Genomic DNA, 17,611 nt, shown 5'->3' with positions numbered 1-17,611 from the left:
GGTCAGGGACTTGCGGCACTCTCCTCGTGCAGGCGAGACGACAGAGATGGAGACGGCATGTTCCGACGCAATCGTGCGGACCGAGAGTTCCGTGAAGCTCAGCGTGCCGGCCAGGCGGTGCTGGCGATGCACACCGAGCTGCCGCTGCCGGAGGCACCCGGCCCTGTCGCTGCCTCGGCTGTGCCGGCGGCCACGGTGGTGCCCGATTTCCTGCCGCCGGACTTCCGGGCGCCGTCCCGCCAGGACGTCTCGGGGTTCATGATGCGCTGGGACCTGCCGCTCGTCATCGACGGTGAGGTCCACGCGTGCCACTGCGGTGCGTACCGGAACTGGATCGTCTTCAACATGAGCGACGACTCGGTGTGGCTGCGCTGCCCGGTCGGCCACGAGACGGAGGAGACCCGGCTGGACACCGCCTGGTACAACCGCAACTCAGGTCCGGTCGACCACTTCCACCCCACTCTCGAAGACGGACTGCGCCACCTCGGCCGCTGAAGCCACGAAACCCCTTCCCTCACCCCTGCGTTCGTCGGCGCCCGGAGGGCCGACCCGGTCAGACCATCCGTCTCGCATCACCAAGGGGTTTCCGCATGCGCCGTTCCACTACGACCGCCCTCGGCCTCGGCACCGTCTTCACCGTCCTTGCCCTGACCGGCTGCTCCAGCCACACCGAGCCCGCCGACGTCTCGGCCGCATCCTCCGCACCCGCGCACCGGGGCGGCAGCTCGGCATCCGCGCCGCTGTCCTCGATCCAGCTGAACCAGCGGCTGCTGAACGAGAGCGACCTGGGCGAGGGCTACACCCGCAAGCCCGAGCCCGCTCGCAGCAACGACGACGTCACCGTCATCGGCTGCCCGGCGCTGGAGGAGCTCGGCAGCGACGCGGCCACCGGCTCCGGCCTCGACTTCAGCCGCAAGGCGAAGGCGTCCTTCACCTACACCGGCAGCAGCAGCTCCGAGGTGAGCGAGGAGCTGTACAGCGACAGCGCCGCGAAGTTGTCCAAGGGCATCGGGAAGATCTTCGACGCGATGCTCTCCTGCCCCTCCTACCAGGTGACGTCGGGCAGCACCGTAGTCGACATGGGCACCGCGAAGGCGTCCGCGCCGGGCCTCGGCGACGAGCAGTGGAGCCAGCTGCTCACCTTCTCCGCCGGCGGGCAGCGCAGCGTCGTCAAGCAGACGGCGATCCGCACCGGCAGCATCCTGCTGATCGTCTCCGGCTCGCCGGGCCTCGTGGACGCCCACCTGGGCGAGGCGGTCGCCAAGGCGCGCATCGCACGCTGACCGGCTCCTCCACCTGCCCCGGTGTCCGGGCCTGTCCTCCCGACAGGCCCGGACACCGGGGTTTCGGCGTATGGGGCGATCAGCCGTCGAGGCGGAGTTCGCCTGGCTCGTAGCGGAGTTGGAAGGTCTGCGCGTGCTCCCCGTGCATCCAGTACAGGGTCATGGTCGACAGCATGCTGCGCTTGATATAGCGGGTGCGCGAAGGCATTCCTTCGTCCTGTTCGACGATCCAGGCTTCCACCCGCTCTGGCAGCCCGAACCGCAACGCGTATGCCTCTGGGTGCTCCGCGGAGCGCAGTTCCCAAACCGGATGTGACGCTGCCTGATTGATGCGACGCAGGCGCACCGCGTGCGTGGGGTGCGCTCTCGCGTAATCCACGAAGGCGTACAGATCATCCGAGGCCAGTCCCAAGACGAACGGCGCGGCAGGGAAGGCCAGGACAAGACCCAGTTGCGACCGGCTGTGCAGGGCCTGCGCCAGGTAATCGAGTGGGCCTCGAATCGCATCGGGCAGGTCCACGTCGCCCGCGTCCATTTCCAACAGCGGGCCACGAAGATACGTCCGTATCTCGTGCACCTTCGGCCGCTCGGCCGCGGGGGTCACTTCGAGCGCTGCGTGAATGGTGTCAGCCGTGGTCTTGACGAGATTCCGCAGGACGGCGAAGTCCGGTGCGGAGAGGTCGATCAGGGATATCTGGTGGGCCAGCGCGTAATCCTGCGCCTCCGGGCTGAAGCCGGACGTAGAGAAGATCGCGTAGCTATAGCGGTATCGCGTCCGCGGCCGGCCTGTCCCCGGAGCGGTGAGCGTGGTGGTCTCGCCCTCGTTCACATCGTGGATCACACCGTGGCCGTTGCGCACAGTGGGCAGACCAACTGGAGCTGTGGTCAGGTACTTTGCCTCGACGAACAAGCGGACCGGCAGCGAGAACGGCGGAACGTACCGGAACTGTCCGAGCGCGTCGACCTGGTGCCACGCCCCGCGTCCACGGACCAGCAGACCGTTCTTGTCCTTCTTCAGCACCTTCCACGGCTCTTTGTCCTTGTCGTCGTCGGCAGTGAGGACTTCGAAGCCGCTGGAGCGCAACAGCCAGGCCAGCACCTCCTCCAGGAGGTAGCCGCGCAAGGGTCCTTTGCCGATCACTTTGCCTGCCACGACGGGGATCCTATGCGCGGTCTGGATCTTCGTTCCAGGGTCCCCTCAGGCGCGCGGCTGCCGGGGTACGGCGAAGGCCCGGCGGTTCTCCTCCCGCGAAGAGAGTGGAACCACCGGGCCTGGAAAAGGGGCATCACCCCGCCGATCCCCCGCCTCGGCCACCGGCTCTGAGCTGCCCGTCAGCCGCGGCGGACGACGGTGAGACGGTCCTTCGCGCCTTCGGGGAGCGTGCGGCGCGGTACCGGGCCGGGTGCGGCGAGCGAGGAAGCGAAGGCGGCGACGAGCTCGTGTGGGGCGCTCGCGCTGAAGCTGGCACACCACAGATACGGCGCCCCGAGCACGGGCTCCGCCCACGCCTGCCAGCCCAGCAGGTCATCGCGGGGGTCGGCGTCGTGGATGAGCGGCGGCAGCATCTCCAGCGAGACGTTCGTGGAGAAGCCCGGGTCGGTGGCGGTCGTACGCGGGCGGTCCATGTCGCGCCGCCAGCCCCGGGTGCCGAGTGCGGTGAGGACCGACTCGGCGTTCTCGAGCCCGGCGTCGGGGGTCTCGCTGGCGTCGAGCGCGAGCAGGAAATCGGTGAGCGCCTCGTGCGGTACGCCGGCGGTGAAGTACGCGTTCCACTCGGTCAAGGCCGACGCAGGGTACGGACGGGCCGACAGCTGCCAGGCCACCGGGAGGCCGCCCAGCTCGAACGGGTAGGCGGCGAGGATCCACTCGGCGCCGCGCAGGCCGTCGGGGCTCACATAGAGCAGGGTGCTGCGGGAGGTCGGCCACATGCGCCAGCCGAGCTCGGTCAGAGTGTCGCCGATCCGCTCGGCGAGGACGCCGTCATCACCGGCCAGGTGGCGCGGGGTGACCCAGTACATCGAGTCCGGCGAGTGGGGGTGGGAGGGATCGATGGGGTGGTGCGGGTGCAGGGGCGCCTCCGTCAGTTCGAGGTTGGATCACTGGCTGGTGTTCGGCCCGGTTGCGCCGCGTCGGCGGCGCGAGGGTCCCTCGGCCGGCGGTTGCCAGGTCAGAGCGACAGCCACGGCGGGCGGCAGAGGGCCGAACTGCTCGGCCTCCGGGGACTCGGCGATGTAGACCATCGGCCGGCCGTGCTCGTCCACCGCTTTCTCCACGCCGCCCAGACGGTGGGCCATGGGAAAGAAGGGGTTGACGGCGAGACGGACGGGCGTGTCGCGGTCGCAGACGGACAGCAGATCGAGAATGTCACCGACGGTCATCTCGGGCGAGTGCGGGTCCAAGGCGTTCTCCTAGCGGTAGCGGACGGGGCCACGAGAGCAGGGGCAGGGTACGCGGCGCGTACGAGGGGAAGCGGACGTGCCGGTCACAGGGGCTGGGAGGTGGCCAGGATCTGGGCCACGACAGCAGCGATGATCTCCGCCGGGGTCTCCGTACCGAAGGACATCCGGTAGCCGGGAACGTTCGCGGTGCCGGTGACCGCGATCACCCAGCCCTCGCCCGTCACCCAGTCCTCGTCCGCGCCGCCGGGCCGGCCGTTCGGGAAGTAGCCGAGGTAGAACCGGCCGTCGTGCGAGCTGACGTGCACGTCGGCGCGGTCGTCGACGATGTGGGTGAAATCGGCCTCCGAGAACTGGTCGACCACCTCCATCGCCTGACCGGCACCGAGCTTCCAGGAGCGGAGCCGCAGGGCCCCGACCGTGGTGGCGAATCCGGGTTGCGCCGCATCCAATGCCACAGCATCACCTCTCTGACCTGGGGTTTTTCGGAAGGTCGTTCAGGTTGACATGCCGTTGCAGCGTCCACCAGTCCTTTGGGCGATCTTCTTGTCTGCCACCGGCGAACTTGTCCTTGGACAGCGATGTGGGATCTCTATCTCCGTGGCCGAATCTCACGACCGATGGCCAAGCGGTGGCCGATCGGCCACGGATCTGAGATTGGTTGGTCAGCCCCTGTCCCGTCTCGCTGCTGGGACATGCCGTCTGTGCCAGGCGAGAGCGGATGGCCCGGGCCCTGTGGAAGAGCCACCGCGGCAGCGAGATACTGAGGCCGTGGAGAGCGGACAGGTTCGCACGCTGCACTTTGCGGTCGAGTGGGTCGATCAACACCCGGTGACCTGGCTCGAAGGTGCCTTCCCCGCCTCGTACGAGGTCGAAGGTTGGAAGCTGACGCTCACCGAAACGAGGCTCGCCGCCGCGCCAGCTGCGCGGATGATCGAGGACGAGGCCCGCTCTGCCGTCATGCCGCTACTGGATACTTGGTCGGCCGAGCTTGAAGTTGATCAGCGCCTCGTCGTGATGCTCTACTACCTCGGCGCTGACGTGGAGCCGGATACAACTGGCGCGAGGGGAACAGTTGCCAGCGCGGACTTCGCAACTGCGTCGGCCACAGCGTTCGACGCAACCATCGTCATTGAGCGCGACGCCCCTCCGCAGCCGGACTGGTCCTGGCGGGACACAGACGTGACCAAGGCTGCGCGGACGATGTGCCTGCGTCCTCTGCGGAGCGGGACCCGACCGATTGCAGACGCCGCCTACTGGCTCTCGACCCACCTGAAGAAGTGGGCCGCCGACGGGGATCAGACTGCAGCCGAGCGGCTCAACGTGTCCTCGGGTTACTTCAACAAGGTCAGTCAGTTGGGTGCAAGAAGCGACGAGCGGAAGGTCTCCACGGCCTCACTGGCGCTGGCTGCGGAGGACAAGGAATCACTTAGGAGCGCAGTAGAAGTGCTCATCCGGCGGCTGCACTTGGCAGAGAGTGGCCTCCGCCCGGGCCAGCACCTGGACCTGTCCGATTGGCCGGCTTCGTAGCGGTCCGGGCTGCCCCGGTGACCGGCTCGAAGACGACCCACGGGCAAGCACCTCGATTCGGGCGGGCCAGTCGGCCAAAACCGCTGGTGGGTTTGGGGGCGTAACCGGGATAGTGGCCCGGTGCCTGCGAAGTTGACCGATATGCCGCCTGACCGGCTGGATGCGCTGATCAAGCATCCCTTCCACCGGGAGAACGCCGAGGGGCTGATCAGGTTCATCCGCGATCTGCGGGAGTGTCACGGTCCCGAGGACTTCGTAGCCTTTCAGCACGACCTACTGACCGCCACGCTCGAAGCGAGTCATGCGCGTGCCGCGCGAAATCGGGTGATCAAGCGGCTCAAGAGGGGAGAGAAACTCCCCGCAGACGCGCCCGAGCTGGTAACGGGCAACCACCACGACGTGGACGACTGGCGGCTCGAGTCGGATGTCCTTGAGCGCATAGGCCGACAACTGCGTTCCGTGGGGGATGCCATGGCGTGGCGGGCATTTGGCTACGACCGCCGCTACATCCTCACCCTGCGACGGAACGAAGCGCCCGGCCCGATGACTTTCGCTAAGGAAGGCACCGTCCACGAGGTCCAGTTCATGCAGCAGCAGTGGAGCGAACACCGGCGCTTCGCGATGTTGCATGACCTGACGAACTGCCTGCGCATCGGCGACGCGACTGTCTTCGACACCCCCGACGAGAACAACCTGCAGACCATCTACCTGCATGAGCTCAAAACAAACCCGAAACGGCGTGAGGGCGCCCAGCTCACACGGACCCGCATGGCGGCCGAGGCACTGGACGTGAACGGGCCGCTGCCCGGACCCGACAAAGCCCGTCTCATCGAAACCGGCATACCGTACGCCAGCCACCTGTCGACCCTCCGCGACGCCTTCGCCTACGCCCACCAAGAGGGACTGAAGACGATGCGTGTGCCTGGGCAACGCGCACTGCTCGCGCTCGACATCCCGGCGGCCGGCAACCGTTGGGGCCTACAGGAAGCCACACGACAGTTCCACTCCGCGTACGCGGCATTGCTGCGCCGCACCCGACTGACCGGACAGCAAATCTGCTTCGGCAGCGGTGACAACACCGCCCGCAACACGCTGGCCCCGCCATGGGGCATCTATCCCCTACAGCCTGCGGAGTGCGCCGGCCTGATCGCCGACGTTCTGGTTTTCACCGTGACGATGTCGTCCGACAACTTCATCGAGGAGCTACATAAAGCCGGCCTGAACGCCGAGTGGGTCCTGGCCGAAGGCGCCGACATGGCGCCCCTCCAGCCCGTCGTGGCAATCTACGGACATGGCCACCGCGTCGTGATGGCCCGTGCGGAAATCGAGCGGCTACTGCTGGAACTCACCGACCTTGGCACGTGGGCACGAGGAGTGGAACGTCTCCTTCAACTGGGCGTTGCAGGCTGGCAGCCGTGGCCTTACTTCACTGACGAACACAAAGTCTGGGCATGACACGGGGCGCAGCCCGCGCGCGAGGCCCGTGACCTGGCCGACCAGACCCGGGTGCGGGTCGGCGGACTGGCCAAGTACATCCAAAGGCCCCCGATGGCCAGGGGAGTTGCGTTCGGCGCCCTGGAAGATAAGACCGGCGTGATCAACCTGGTCTTCTCTCCTCCGGTCTGGGAACGCACGCGAGAGGTAGTCCTCGGTGCTGCTGGAGGGGCACATCGAACGTGACCGCGGCTCGGTCAACATGATCGTGCACCGCGCGCACGCCCTGGCGGGCCCCGGTCGGGTCCATCAGCCGGGGCCATTCAGGTGACGATCTACGGGAAGCGGAGGTTCGGCCGCTGCGCCCGCGGCAGGGTCATCGTGATGCCTGCCGTCACGTGCGGCGCTGCGGGTCGGGCGCGAGCGTGATGGACATCCAGTGCGCCGCCGCTTCGCGATAGCTGTGTCCGACCGGGGCCAGTTCGCCGCTGCGGGTGAGGCTGAAGATTGTCACCATGATCATGTCCGAGCCGTCCGCGACGGAGGTGAGCTGGGTGCGGCAACGGCTGCAGGACCCTCGATGCAGCGTCGGCCAGGTGGAGAAGTACGTCGGCTCGCCTGCGGGGCCCGTCCACTTCAGGGCGTCCCTGCGGAACCCGACCCATGCCATCGCCGGCGCCCCGGACAGGCGCGTGCAGTGCTCGCACGAGCACAAGTGGGGGTGTCGTCCGGGATGCCTGACGCCTCATACGTGTGGTCACCGCACTGGCAGCGCCCACTCCACAGGACAGGGACGACGATCGGCTCGGCCACGGAGACGGCTCCTCTGGTGCGGGAAAGCTGATTCCGGCGGCAGTGTGCCGTACCGCCGCGACATCGCGCTGATGTTCGGTACCGCTCGACCCGAACGGGATGGCGAATCCACCCTTGAAGGCGAATGTCAGTACGAGCCCTTACGGCCACGGCGGCTATCGGCGGTACCTCCCAGTCGGGGCGGTGGCGCAGCCTCCAGCGCCTCCATCAGCTGGCCCCACGTGAGCGCCCACGACGAAGCCCCCAGAATCGAACGATCCGATTCCGGGGGCTTTACGGAGAGAAGCGGGTGAGGTCAGCTCGTGGTGGAGCCGTCGTCGGTGGCGTTGTCCGCGCGTCGGCGACGGGCCGCGAAGAGGGCGCCTCCGCCAGCAGCGATCAGGACTCCGGCGCCGCCGATCAGCCACGGGGTGGCGTCGGCGCCGGTGTGCGCGAGAGAGCCCGCAGGGGTGGGGGCCGCAGTGCTCGACGCGGTCTCGTCGGAGGTAGGGGTACCCGAGGCGGACGGCGCCGGGTTGTCCTCATCCTGGCCGGGCTTGTCCGGGGTCGGCCGGTTGCTCGGCTGATCGGTCGGCTTCTCCGTGCGCGGCGGGGTGGTGACGGTCTTGGCATTGGTGACGGCCACGGTGACGGGATCGCCCGGCTTGGCCTTGAATGCCTTCACGGACGGGTAGATCTCGTAGCCAGCGGGCGCCTTCACCTGTTTGAGCCAGAAGTCGCTGCCGCTGCGGGAGTTGATGGGCAGCTTGCCGCTGGCCGTGCCGTCGGAGCCGGTGGTCAGCGTCAGGATGGTCTTGTCGCCGCTACCGATGTTGACCGTGGATCCGGCCAGCAGCTTGCCGGTCTTGTCGTCCTTGGCCTTCAGCCGAACTGAGGCGGGCTTGAACGGGTCGATGATGGTCAGCGGGGTGTCGGCACCGGGGGTGACGATGACGTCCTGGTCGTCGACGACCTCGTGCAGCGGGCTGCCGCTGGAGACTTCCTTGAGCCGGTAGACACCGGGCGGGAGGTCCTGGAAGGTCAGCTGGCCCTCGGCGTCGGTGGTGCCGCTGGCGGCCTGCTTGCCGGTGGAGTCGAGCAGGGTGAACGTGGCTCCGGCGAGAACCCCTCCTCCCGGGTCCTTCTTCAGGATGGTGACGCCGCCGTTCTCGGCCGCGCTCAGCGGAGTGATGGACGTGGACGTGGTCGGCTCGGGGGTGTTCGCGGAGGCGGCTGGGACCAACGCCAACGTGCCGGTCACTGTGGCGACAGTGACGGCCACGGCGGACAGGCGGCGGGCGGAACGGGTAGGCAAAAAGGAACTCTCCTGGAGGGGACACGGGCAGAGATGCCCGTCGGTGCAAGCGGGGTAAGGCCGGTCAGCGGGTACGGGCCGGCGACGGCTGGGGCAGCAGGGGCGGACGGGTTTGCCCTGGAAGGTGCGCGGGGGCGTCGATCGTGGTTCCGCGGGCGGCGGTCTGGACGAGGTGGTGTTGGTCCTCGATGGGCAACGTCACGATGTGCGATAGGCCCTGCGCGACGGAGGCACCGCGCAGTGTGCCCGCTGGCAGGTCGGCGGCATGCACGATCCGGGCTGCCGCCTCGGCTTCGATCAAGAGGCCGAACGCCGGTGGAATGTTGAGCAGTTGGGCAGCCTGCTCGCGGCTGCCGGTCAGTGCTTGAGTGAGGGGAAGTCCGTCGTCGAGGACGCTGTCGACGATGTCCAGCCAGACCGGCGTGGCCTGGTGGAGGCGGGTGAGGAAGTCGGCGTCTGTGAGCCAGCATCCCCGGGACGGCTCAGGATCCGTATCGAGCTAAGCCGGTCGCCGCCGTGCGCTGTCGGCGCTGCTGGGCGGGGACGGTTCGTGCGTCCAGACCTTCAGGTAGTCCTGGATGGCATGGCTCAGGGGTATGACGGCGGCGCCGATCCAGGGTGAGGTGTCGTCGTGGTGCCAGTCCCGTACGACGCCGTAGCCGTCATGTCCGGGCTGTTTGCCGAGGCGGGCGTCCCGGACCACGAACGTGCTGTGGTCGGCGAAGGACAGGTACGCGTGGTCGAGGGCGCCGCGGTCCGGGTGGAGGATGCTCAGGCGCAGTCCGCCGTACTCACGTTCTCGGATGGTCTGGGCGAACTCAATGCGCAGCCGCAGCGGCGAGTCGGGCGAAACGACGGCGTAGCAGGCGTCGCCGATCACTCGTCGTTCGTGGACGGGCAGGTCGAGCAGGTCGGTGAAGAAGTGCTGGGCGTGCAGGGACAACGGTGGTGGTGCTCCTCGGCAGCGGACGGTTCTGCGGGGCGGTTACCTGGGTCGGCTGGCCGACGGGGCGGGACGAACGGTCGGCGCGGGCCCGGTGCCCGGGGCGCTGACGCCGGCGTGCGCGGACGGCAGGGTCGGCGACGAGGGTGCCGACGCGCGGCTCTGTGCCGGCGCCCTGGCGCGCGGCGGCATAGGTCAGAGCGGCGGGGAGGGTGAGATGGAGGCGGGTGTCGGCCGGAATGTTCCCCATGGCGCGGGCGAGCGGCACGGGTGAGGCCAGGGAGGAGGCGAACGCCGCGACCAGGGAGGCGGGCACGGCGGAGGAGAACGTGGCCTTCCACAGCGGGTGGTCCGGTGGCCCGCCCCACGCGGACCAGACGGGTGCGGCCACGTTCTTGTGCACGTAAGCGTGTTGCAGCATGCCGTAGCCGTCTGGGCTGCGGAAGTACTGGACTCCGTCCGTCTTGACCGTGTGGTGCCAGCGGGCGGTGAGCAGCGGCAGGTATACGTCTTGGGGGCGGACGTCGTCTGGGCGCAGCAGGTTGCGTTCGCCCTGTCTGTTCGCCTGTCACAGCGCGAGCACTTCGGCATACAGGTCGCGAACGAGTTCGACGGGGGTACTGGCGTCGAGCGTGGCCGTCCAGGTGGCCGACAGGAAGGGCTCCTTGTGTGCGGCGATCAGCCACTCGCCACCGCGCACGTGGTCCTCGGACGGTACGTGCCCGGCGAGCAGCTGCATACCGGGACTGATCACGATGGCGGGGCCGTCTCCGGAGTGGTGGAGGGTCCAGCCCTGATCGAAAGGGAAGGGCCATACGTCGACGAGGTCGTGGATGCCGGGGCCGGCGAGGTGGCGGGGCAGGACCTCGACCACGTCGAGATCGTCCAGAGGGCTGAGTGACACAAGGTCCGTTCGGCGGGAGGGAGTTGCTGGTCGTGGGTGGCGGCGGATCAGCGGCGCGCGGCCGTGCGTGGGGCGGCGGGCGCCGGAGGAAGGGTGGCCGTGCTCCAGCGCGGGACGCTGCGGGTGCCGAGTGCCGGCGGTCGGCGGGTGAGGGCGCGCTGGACGTCGAGCGGGGTCGGAACCGGGGGCGCGGGCGGTGTGATGGGAGTGAGCTGTGCGGCCTGGCGCAGCCCAGGGAGCATCGAGTCCCTCCAGCGTGGCAGGGGTGCCGGGTCGGACACGCTCTGGGTGATGGCCTTCACCAGAGCGGTGGGGGTGTTGGTGGTGGCGGTGGCGTACCAGCGGGCGTACCTGTTCTTCGGTCCGCCCCACAGGTGCCAGCGGGCCTCCAGAGTGGTGAGTTCCTTCTCCGGGTCGAGGCGGCCGGTGGTGTACTCACAGGTGGCCATCCCGTCCGGGGACTGCAGTTCCATCACGCCCCAGCGCGGGTGCTGGAACTGCCAGCCGTTTTTGATGAGCGGGACGACTGCGTCGAAGGCGCCGAGCTCGGGGTCCTTGAGGTCGGGCTCGGCGAGGTAGATGTCGGGGCCGGCGGTGTACGCCTGAGCGAGGGCGGTGGTGAAGGCGGTGACGAACTCCGTGGGTGCGGTGTCGTTGAAACTGACGCCCCACGCTGGCGGGGCGAAGCGGTCGCGGTAGGCGCTGATCCGCCACAGTCCGTCGTCGTCGCCCTCGGGCAGGAATCCGAGTCGGACGCGGTGGTCGGGCGCAGTGACGTAGGCGTTGGCGAGGTTGTCGTGATGGAGGTCGAAGCCAAGCGCGAGGAGCGGCGCCAGCGCGGGGTCTGCATCGCAAGTGCTGCCTGCGAGGTAGCGCGGGGATACGTAGTTGTCGCCGTCGATCTCTTCGGTGTCGGGCACGAAAGTCCTGAGGTTGAGGCTGGGGAGATGAGCACACGCTTCTGGTCAGGTACGCGTGCTGTTCGCAAGTGCGGGCAGCAGCTGGTGTTCCAGGTCTGCGGGTTGGCCGGCGTAGTGCAGGGCGCGCAGGCCCAACTCGGCGGCGGCCCTGCAGTTGTCCTCGCGGTCGTCGACGAACAGCACGCGTCCCGGGTCGGCGACGCCGGTGGCCGCCAGGGCGTGCTCGTACGCGGCCGAATCGGGCTTACACAGGCCCAAGCGGGCGGAGTACAGGGCGTCACTCATCAGATCGCGCCGCCAGTTGGTGGCGTCCAGGACGTCGCTGAGGTGGGCCGGGGCGTTGGAGAGGAGCACCATGGGCAGCCCCGCGGCCCGGGCGCGGTACAGGATGTCGAGGACTCTGGGGTCGGTGCGGGTCCACATGGCGGTATCGGCGGCCCGCAGCGTACGCAGCCACCGCGCCGGGATGGTGCCCGAGCACCTTCGCCCAGTAGGCGAGATCGCTCAGTTCGCCTGCGTCGTACGCGTTCCGGGGGGCCCAGAAGGCTTCTTGGAAGGAGGGGAGGTGTCGGTCGGGCCACTCGGCGAGGTCGGCGAGGCGGGTCCACATGCCGGGGCTGGGCTGGAGTCCGAGGACTCCGTTGTAGTCGAGGAGTAGGGCGTCCACGCCGTTCGGGGAGACGGAGGTGTGGGTCAAGGGCTGGGTTTCTCCAGGGCTTTGGGAGCGAGGGCGGCGACGGCAGCGGCGAGGAGGGCGGGCAGCAGCAGCGCGTGCGACAGGGCGGTGACGGTGGCGAGGGCGCCGATGAGGGCGGGGCCGGCGAGCAGGCCGACGTAGCCGGTGACCGCGACGGTGGCGACCGTGCGGGGGCCGCCGATGCCTGCGGCGGTGATCAGGCTGGGGATGGTGACGGACAACCCCAGGCCGAAGGCCGCCCACCCCAGGAGGGCAAAGACGATGGTGGAGCCAGCAAGCCCGGTTGCCAGGCCGAGCGCGGCCAGGGCGGCGCCGGCCCGGACAACAGCGGGAGCGCCGAAGCGGGCGGTGAGCCGGTCTCCGGCGAGGCGACCGGCCGCCATGGCGGCGCTGTAGACGCCGTACGCCACGGCGCTGGTCGCGGCGGTCGCACCGAGGTCGTGCAGGTGGACGGCAGCCCAGTCGGCAGCGGCCCCCTCGCCCAGCAGGGTTCCGGCCGCCAGCGAGCCCAGCAGCCACAATCGGGACCGCGACAGACCCCCGCGCTCGTCCAAGCCCGGTGCCACACGGTCGTGGACGGGCTCGAGTCCAGGGCTGGCAAGACAGCGGGTAAGGCGCGTCGCCGCACCTGCCGCCGTGGCGGCGGTGGCGGCGACGCCGGCGAACAGGACGGTGTGCGGGGTGGGGGCGGTAGCTGAGGCCAGCACAGCGCCTGTGAGGCCGCCGAGGCTGAAACTCGCGTGCAACCGGCCCATGATCGGGCGGCCGTGAGCGTCCTGGCAGCGGACTGCGGCGGCATTGACTGCGACGTCGAGGACGCCGTGCGCGGCGCCGAAGACGAACGCCGCCACCAGGAGGCTCTCCAGGCTGCGGCATACCCCGAGGACGGCAAGGCCGACGGCGAGAGCGATGGCACCGCCGGTCAGCAGTGCGGGCAGGCGGGCCGAGTGGGCGAGGCGTCCGCCGGTCTGGAGTCCAACGACCATGCCGAGGGCAGCGGCCAGCAGGACCAGGGCGAGCCCGGCGGTGCTCACCTCGGCGGTTTTCTGAACGGCCGGCATGCGTGCGCCCCAGACGGCCATCACCACGCCCAAGCCGGCAAAGTACCCGGTCAGCAGACGGCGGCTGCGCGCCAGCTCGGGTCCCGCGGTCTGGTTCACGCGGCGTGCTCCCGGGTGGCCGGGGCCGCCTGCGCGACCGCAGCCACCTGGACGTCGAGGTTGCGGTACGCCTCCTGGGCACGGGCTTGGGCGATGGTGGCGGTCGGCCCGGTGGTGATCAGGTAGCCGATGCGGGCGGTGAACAGATCGCCCCCGTCCTGCGGCAGCACGAGCTGGTCGCCGGCCTGTCGCTGGAAGCGCACGCGCTCCACTCCCCCGGTGGGTGCCGTGACACAGCGGGCGGTGAGGGTGCCGGAGTAGGCCGGGTAGATGAAGCGGATCGCCGCGGCCTGGTGGCGAGTCGGCGTCAGGTCGGGAGTATGTCCGCAGGCGATGTCTGCGGCAGCACGGGCGAGGTCGACGCCGGTGGCCAGGTGAACGAGGTGGCTGATCATGTCGCCGGCGATCCGCGCGTTGACCTCAATGAGGCGGGGGCGGCCGTCGACCACGCGGATCTCGACGTGGCTGACGCCGTCGGTGACACCGAGGGCGTCGATGGCCGAGACGGCGGCCGGGGCCACGGTGGGAAGGAGCGGGTCGGTCGCATCGACCATGTGCGCCAGCTCCTCGAAGTGGGGCGGCATGCCGACGGTCTTGCGGGTGACAGCGACGACAGTGGTCTGCCCCTGGTGGGTGACGCACTCAACACTCACCTCCGGGCCGTCGAGGTACTCCTCGACCAGGACCTGGGTGCTCTCCACTCCGTGGCTGGCGGTCTTGGCGGCGAAGGCGTACGCGGCCGGCAGCTGGTCGGCGGTGTCGACGCGGACAACGCCCATGCTCGCGGCGTGCGCGGCGGGTTTGAGGACGACGGGGAAGCCGATGCGCCGGACGGCAGCTGCCGCCTCGTGCTCGGTGCGCACGCTGACGGAGGCGGCGGAGGGCACCCCGTGGCGGGCGAACAGGCTGCGGCTCGTGTGCTTGTTGCGGCAGCCCTGGAGGGCCTCCGGAGCGGTGGTGGGCAGGCCGAGCCGGCGGGCCAGGCGGGCGACGGGGATGAGATACCACTCGGTCCACGTCATCACGCCGGCCAGCGTGTGCCGCTCGGCGAGCGCGTGCCCGGCCGCGGTCAGCGCCGCCTGATCGGCGGGGTCGGCAACCTCGTAGTCGAGGAGGAACTCCTTCTCCCAGGTCGGCGCGGCGCCGGAGATCAGGACGACGTCGTAGTGGGCGGCGACGTTCTGAAGGCAGGTGCCGCGATACGCCTGGGCCTCCATGTCGGAGGCTGCAACGACCAGGACGACGGGGCGAGAGGACAACAAGGCTCCAAACAGTGCGGGGGAACGGAGAGCTGAGGCAGGACGCCTGGGTCAGGGGGTGCGGCGGCGTCGCAGCTCGAAGGCAGACGCCCACTGGGGGTGGTCCTCGATCAACTTGCGGGCGTACAGGGCGGTGAAGGAGTTGTTCAGTCCGCGCACGCCCGCGGGCAGCTGCCAGCGCAGGTCCTCGAACAACGTCCTGAGACCGACCCGGTGGCTCGAAGCGACGGGCGAGATACCGGCAGGGCGTAGAGATCGGCAAGGGTGCGGGAGGTGGGTTTGGCGGCGTCTCCGTGGGGTGTTCCGAGAGGTCAGGTGAGAGAAGTTCGCAGGGCGGGGGTGGCGCGCAGCCGGGCGAAGGAGGCGAAGAGGCCCAGGGCCTGCAGTGCGGCGCAGAGGGTGATCACGTGGCCGAGCTGGGCGGGCGGCACGGTGGCGACGAGGACACCCGCGATGGGGAAGGGCAGCAGGAGCAGCAGGATGGTCAGCGACAGGGTGGCACCGAACACCGGTGCGGGGATGAGGTGGGAGCGCAGGGTGCGCAGCACGACGGTCATGCCGCCCTCGCCGGCCATGAGGACGGCGATCAGGGCGAGATAGGTGCCGTAGGTGTCGGCGAAGGAGACGGCCAGGCACGCCAAGGCGGCGATCGTGGCGGACACGGCGCCGATGGGCCACAGGCCGAAGCGGTCGATCGCCCGGCGGCACAGGGCGACCGCGAGGAGCGAGGCGACGGCGGCTGCCGACCAGATGAGGCCGACGTCGGCCGTGGAGTGTCCGAGCTGTTTGACGATGATCACTGGGGTGGCGGCCTGCAGCAGGCCGACGGTCAGGTTGGAGACGGTCAGTCCGGTCACCAGCCAGCCGAGGGCCGGTAGCGCGCGGAGGGTCGACCAGCCGGTGTACAGCCCCTTAAGGACGGGCCGCGGCGCGGCGGGCTTGCTCCGGTGGCGCTGGCGCGGGGCCAAGGCGCTGGTGAGCAGCGAGAATGCGGCGATCACGATCAGCATTCCGGTGGCGCCGGCCCGCTGCAGGAGCAGCCCGGCGAGTGCGGGGCCGACCAGGGTGGCGACCTGGTCGATGCCGAGCAGCACCGACTGAACGCGGTGGGCGCGGGCGCCGGCCTCGCGGCCTGCCACTCCGCCCGCGGTCTCGGCCGCGATGTAGGAGCATTCGGTGAGGATCCCGGTGGACGCGGCGAGCAGCATGACGGTGACCGTCGCGCTGAGGCCCGCCTGCGTTGGCAAGATGAACGCGGTGGCCAGGACAACCAGGGCCCGGCCCGCAGAGGCGAAACGGAGCACGGCGGTGGTCCCGTGGCGGTCGACCAGAACTCCTGCGAAGGCGAACGAACCCAGCCTCGGCACCCATTCCAGCGCGAACGAGAGGCCGGTCAGGGCGGCCGAGTTGGTGGTGGCCAGTACCAGCAGCGGGATGCCGTAGGTGGCCATGGCGAACGCGGCAGCGTCCGTGCTGCGCGGCAGGTAGATGCCGCGCAGCAGAGTGGGGACCGGGCAACGGGCATGCCAGGGTCCGACACGGGATCTCACGCAGCGCGCCCCGATTCCTCCGCCGCACGGGACGAGCGGGCGATGTCCTGGTGCAGGACGCGGGGGTACGCCGTAAGCCACTCGGACAGCGCCGCGCGCGGAGCCGACGGTTCGGTCGCTGCGCCGGATTGCCCCAGGCTGCCGTCCTGCATCTGGAAGGCATGCTGGACGCGCGCGACGAAGTCACTGGTTCGGCTGGGGAGTTCGTTGGTTCGGGCCCAGCGTGCGGCGGTGTCGTACACCTCGGCGAGGTCCTTGCCACTCGCGGTGAGCTGGTAGCGGGCCAAGGCGTGTCCGCGGGCATGGATGAGCCCGAGGTCGCGTGCGGTGTCGATGGCGTGGCGCAGTTGTCCGGTGGTGAGGTCGCCGAGGGCGCCCTGCAGGCTGCCGCGTTGGCGACTGATAGGGCCGTTGTCGTCGATCTCGGTGATCAGGCGTATCAGGCCCGGCAGGGACAGGGTCCGGATCGCTCGGCGTTCGCGCAGGACGCTGGTGGGCAGGGCGGCTGTCATCGGCGCGGGCCTCCCTCCGGTGTGATGGGGCGGGCGGGTATCTGGTGGGAGAAGAGGTCGCTGGACTTCCACTCCGGACCGTTGGGCGGCGGGGTGGCGGCCAGGGCAGGGACGGCAGACTGTGCGGCCGGAACTGGGGGCGCCGGCAGGCGCGTCGGGGTGGTCGCCCACGGGCCGGAGCGGGTCTGGGACGGGGCGGTCCCCGGTCGGCGAAACGGCTCGGCCCCGCCGGACGGGAGGACAGCCCACGCAGTGATGGCCTGGAAGACGGGGGCGAGCGCCTGGCCGCTAGCGGACAGCTGGAAGTCGCCGCTGCCGGTGGCCGTGACGAGGCCGTCGGCGACCAAGCGGTCCAGGGGCTTGTAGACGGCGTTCAGCCCGTAGCCGGACATGGCCTCGGTGGCCAGGGTCTTGGCGCTCGCACGGCCCCGGGCCTGCAGGGTCATAAGGATCGGGGTGGCGTGCCGCGGGGCGATCAGAGTGATCGTGTCGTCGATGTTCTGGGCCGGGGGGATCCGCTCGGGCTCCAGCTCACCGGTGGCCTTGCTGGTGACGAGCTGCTTCTCCAAGTGGGTATCGCCCCAGGAGGCGATCACGGCCAGGACGGGCAACAGCTCGGCGCCGCGGCCAGTGAGGCCGTACGTGACGTGGCGCGGGGCGTACTCCGTGCGTTCGACCACGCCAGCGTTGGTGAGGTGGCGCAGCCGGGGGTGGAGCTGGCCGTCGGCGAGCCACGGCAGCCGGGATTTGATCTCGGCGTAGCGCAGCGGCTGGGAGGAGAGGGTCATCAGCACCCACACGCTCCAGCGCGTGGCGAGCAGATCCAGCGTCTTGGTGACGCTGGAGTAGTCGTTCGGGGTGGTAGGGGGCTGAGCGGTGGTGGCCAAGGATGGGGCTCCTCAAGCAGTGCGGGCA

General features: G+C 69.7%; 20 protein-coding genes and 1 pseudogene. 4 read left to right on the top strand and 17 right to left on the bottom strand.

Going from position 1 to position 17,611, the window contains the following annotated elements; genetic code table 11:
- The first annotated feature begins 57 nt into the window (after positions 1-57).
- Positions 58-495 carry a hypothetical protein gene (locus ACIBK3_RS18865; RefSeq protein WP_266586664.1) on the top strand — a complete coding sequence of 146 codons (438 nt, stop codon included), beginning with the start codon at positions 58-60 and terminating at the stop codon, positions 493-495.
- 95 nt (positions 496-590) lie between these two features.
- A complete protein-coding gene (locus tag ACIBK3_RS18860) occupies positions 591-1,283 on the top strand; it encodes a hypothetical protein (RefSeq protein WP_266586662.1) in 693 nt (230 codons plus the stop codon).
- Between the two features lie 79 nt (positions 1,284-1,362).
- On the opposite strand, the gene ACIBK3_RS18855 is transcribed toward ACIBK3_RS18860, so the two are convergent.
- The 4 genes from ACIBK3_RS18855 to ACIBK3_RS18840 all read right to left on the bottom strand — a co-directional run bounded on the left by ACIBK3_RS18855 (position 1,363) and on the right by ACIBK3_RS18840 (position 4,138).
- Positions 1,363-2,436 carry a hypothetical protein gene (locus tag ACIBK3_RS18855; RefSeq protein ID WP_266586660.1) on the bottom strand — a complete coding sequence of 358 codons (1,074 nt, stop codon included), beginning with the start codon at positions 2,434-2,436 and terminating at the stop codon, positions 1,363-1,365.
- A 179-nt stretch (positions 2,437-2,615) separates the two neighbouring features.
- Entirely contained in the window at positions 2,616-3,302 is a 687-nt protein-coding gene (locus ACIBK3_RS18850; protein ID WP_266586658.1) for a DUF317 domain-containing protein, read from the bottom strand.
- A 78-nt stretch (positions 3,303-3,380) separates the two neighbouring features.
- Positions 3,381-3,662, bottom strand: coding sequence for a hypothetical protein (locus tag ACIBK3_RS18845; protein ID WP_266588548.1), 282 nt, complete (start codon positions 3,660-3,662; stop codon positions 3,381-3,383).
- Positions 3,663-3,766: 104 nt separating this feature from the next.
- Positions 3,767-4,138: a DUF317 domain-containing protein gene (locus ACIBK3_RS18840; RefSeq protein WP_266586656.1), complete on the bottom strand. Its 372-nt coding sequence runs from the start codon at positions 4,136-4,138 to the stop codon at positions 3,767-3,769.
- A gap of 313 nt (positions 4,139-4,451) precedes the next feature.
- Here ACIBK3_RS18840 and ACIBK3_RS18835 point away from each other — a divergent pair, with 313 nt between their 5' ends.
- Positions 4,452-5,210: a hypothetical protein gene (locus tag ACIBK3_RS18835; RefSeq protein WP_266586654.1), complete on the top strand. Its 759-nt coding sequence runs from the start codon at positions 4,452-4,454 to the stop codon at positions 5,208-5,210.
- Positions 5,211-5,330: 120 nt separating this feature from the next.
- Positions 5,331-6,665 carry a hypothetical protein gene (locus ACIBK3_RS18830; protein WP_266586652.1) on the top strand — a complete coding sequence of 445 codons (1,335 nt, stop codon included), beginning with the start codon at positions 5,331-5,333 and terminating at the stop codon, positions 6,663-6,665.
- 373 nt (positions 6,666-7,038) lie between these two features.
- On the opposite strand, the gene ACIBK3_RS18825 is transcribed toward ACIBK3_RS18830, so the two are convergent.
- The 13 genes and pseudogenes from ACIBK3_RS18825 to ACIBK3_RS18765 form a co-directional block, all read right to left on the bottom strand.
- Complete coding sequence (locus ACIBK3_RS18825; protein ID WP_266586650.1) at positions 7,039-7,314, bottom strand: hypothetical protein; 276 nt, start codon at positions 7,312-7,314, stop codon at positions 7,039-7,041.
- Positions 7,315-7,752: 438 nt separating this feature from the next.
- Complete coding sequence (locus ACIBK3_RS18820) at positions 7,753-8,751, bottom strand: SpaA isopeptide-forming pilin-related protein (RefSeq protein ID WP_266586648.1); 999 nt, start codon at positions 8,749-8,751, stop codon at positions 7,753-7,755.
- A gap of 499 nt (positions 8,752-9,250) precedes the next feature.
- Complete coding sequence (locus tag ACIBK3_RS18815; protein WP_371651766.1) at positions 9,251-9,688, bottom strand: hypothetical protein; 438 nt, start codon at positions 9,686-9,688, stop codon at positions 9,251-9,253.
- Complete coding sequence (locus ACIBK3_RS18810) at positions 9,570-10,190, bottom strand: DUF317 domain-containing protein (RefSeq protein ID WP_399367796.1); 621 nt, start codon at positions 10,188-10,190, stop codon at positions 9,570-9,572. Before ACIBK3_RS18810 ends, ACIBK3_RS18815 begins: the two co-directional genes overlap by 119 nt.
- Positions 10,191-10,262: 72 nt before the next feature.
- Positions 10,263-10,598, bottom strand: coding sequence for a DUF317 domain-containing protein (locus ACIBK3_RS18805; RefSeq protein WP_266586638.1), 336 nt, complete (start codon positions 10,596-10,598; stop codon positions 10,263-10,265).
- A gap of 47 nt (positions 10,599-10,645) precedes the next feature.
- Positions 10,646-11,518: a DUF317 domain-containing protein gene (locus ACIBK3_RS18800; protein WP_266586636.1), complete on the bottom strand. Its 873-nt coding sequence runs from the start codon at positions 11,516-11,518 to the stop codon at positions 10,646-10,648.
- A gap of 45 nt (positions 11,519-11,563) precedes the next feature.
- Positions 11,564-12,215: pseudogene (locus ACIBK3_RS18795) on the bottom strand (HAD family hydrolase).
- Positions 12,212-13,375 carry an MFS transporter gene (locus ACIBK3_RS18790; RefSeq protein WP_266586634.1) on the bottom strand — a complete coding sequence of 388 codons (1,164 nt, stop codon included), beginning with the start codon at positions 13,373-13,375 and terminating at the stop codon, positions 12,212-12,214. The pseudogene ACIBK3_RS18795 and the gene ACIBK3_RS18790 overlap by 4 nt, the downstream one beginning before the upstream one ends.
- Positions 13,372-14,592, bottom strand: a complete 1,221-nt coding sequence (locus ACIBK3_RS18785; protein WP_266588546.1) for an ATP-grasp domain-containing protein — start codon at positions 14,590-14,592, stop codon at positions 13,372-13,374. The genes ACIBK3_RS18790 and ACIBK3_RS18785 overlap by 4 nt, the downstream gene beginning before the upstream one ends.
- Positions 14,593-14,685: 93 nt before the next feature.
- Complete coding sequence (locus ACIBK3_RS18780; RefSeq protein ID WP_371651764.1) at positions 14,686-14,949, bottom strand: hypothetical protein; 264 nt, start codon at positions 14,947-14,949, stop codon at positions 14,686-14,688.
- Positions 14,946-16,184 (bottom strand): MFS transporter, encoded by a 1,239-nt coding sequence (locus ACIBK3_RS18775; protein WP_266586632.1) that lies wholly within the window; start codon positions 16,182-16,184, stop codon positions 14,946-14,948. The genes ACIBK3_RS18780 and ACIBK3_RS18775 overlap by 4 nt, the downstream gene beginning before the upstream one ends.
- Positions 16,181-16,696: a hypothetical protein gene (locus ACIBK3_RS18770; protein ID WP_266586630.1), complete on the bottom strand. Its 516-nt coding sequence runs from the start codon at positions 16,694-16,696 to the stop codon at positions 16,181-16,183. The genes ACIBK3_RS18775 and ACIBK3_RS18770 overlap by 4 nt, the downstream gene beginning before the upstream one ends.
- Positions 16,693-17,583, bottom strand: coding sequence for a winged helix-turn-helix transcriptional regulator (locus tag ACIBK3_RS18765; protein ID WP_266586628.1), 891 nt, complete (start codon positions 17,581-17,583; stop codon positions 16,693-16,695). The genes ACIBK3_RS18770 and ACIBK3_RS18765 overlap by 4 nt, the downstream gene beginning before the upstream one ends.
- Positions 17,584-17,611: the final 28 nt, after the last annotated feature.

The sequence above is a fragment of the Streptomyces sp. NPDC050287 genome, assembly GCF_044459385.1.
GTDB lineage: Bacteria > Actinomycetota > Actinomycetes > Streptomycetales > Streptomycetaceae > Streptomyces.
The sequence above is the reverse complement of the archived record's forward strand: the minus strand, read 5'-3'. Positions and strand labels throughout refer to the sequence as shown.

Excerpts from the sequence above, each read along its gene's own strand:
- ACIBK3_RS18865 (WP_266586664.1), top strand. The coding sequence starts at position 58 with ATGTTCCGACGCAATCGTGCGGACCGAGAGTTCCGTGAAGCTCAGCGT.
- ACIBK3_RS18860 (WP_266586662.1), top strand. The coding sequence starts at position 591 with ATGCGCCGTTCCACTACGACCGCCCTCGGCCTCGGCACCGTCTTCACC.
- ACIBK3_RS18850 (WP_266586658.1), bottom strand. The coding sequence starts at position 3,302 with ATGTACTGGGTCACCCCGCGCCACCTGGCCGGTGATGACGGCGTCCTC.
- ACIBK3_RS18845 (WP_266588548.1), bottom strand. The coding sequence starts at position 3,662 with ATGACCGTCGGTGACATTCTCGATCTGCTGTCCGTCTGCGACCGCGAC.
- ACIBK3_RS18825 (WP_266586650.1), bottom strand. The coding sequence starts at position 7,314 with ATGGCATGGGTCGGGTTCCGCAGGGACGCCCTGAAGTGGACGGGCCCC.
- ACIBK3_RS18785 (WP_266588546.1), bottom strand. The coding sequence starts at position 14,592 with ATGGAGGCCCAGGCGTATCGCGGCACCTGCCTTCAGAACGTCGCCGCC.
- ACIBK3_RS18770 (WP_266586630.1), bottom strand. The coding sequence starts at position 16,696 with ATGACAGCCGCCCTGCCCACCAGCGTCCTGCGCGAACGCCGAGCGATC.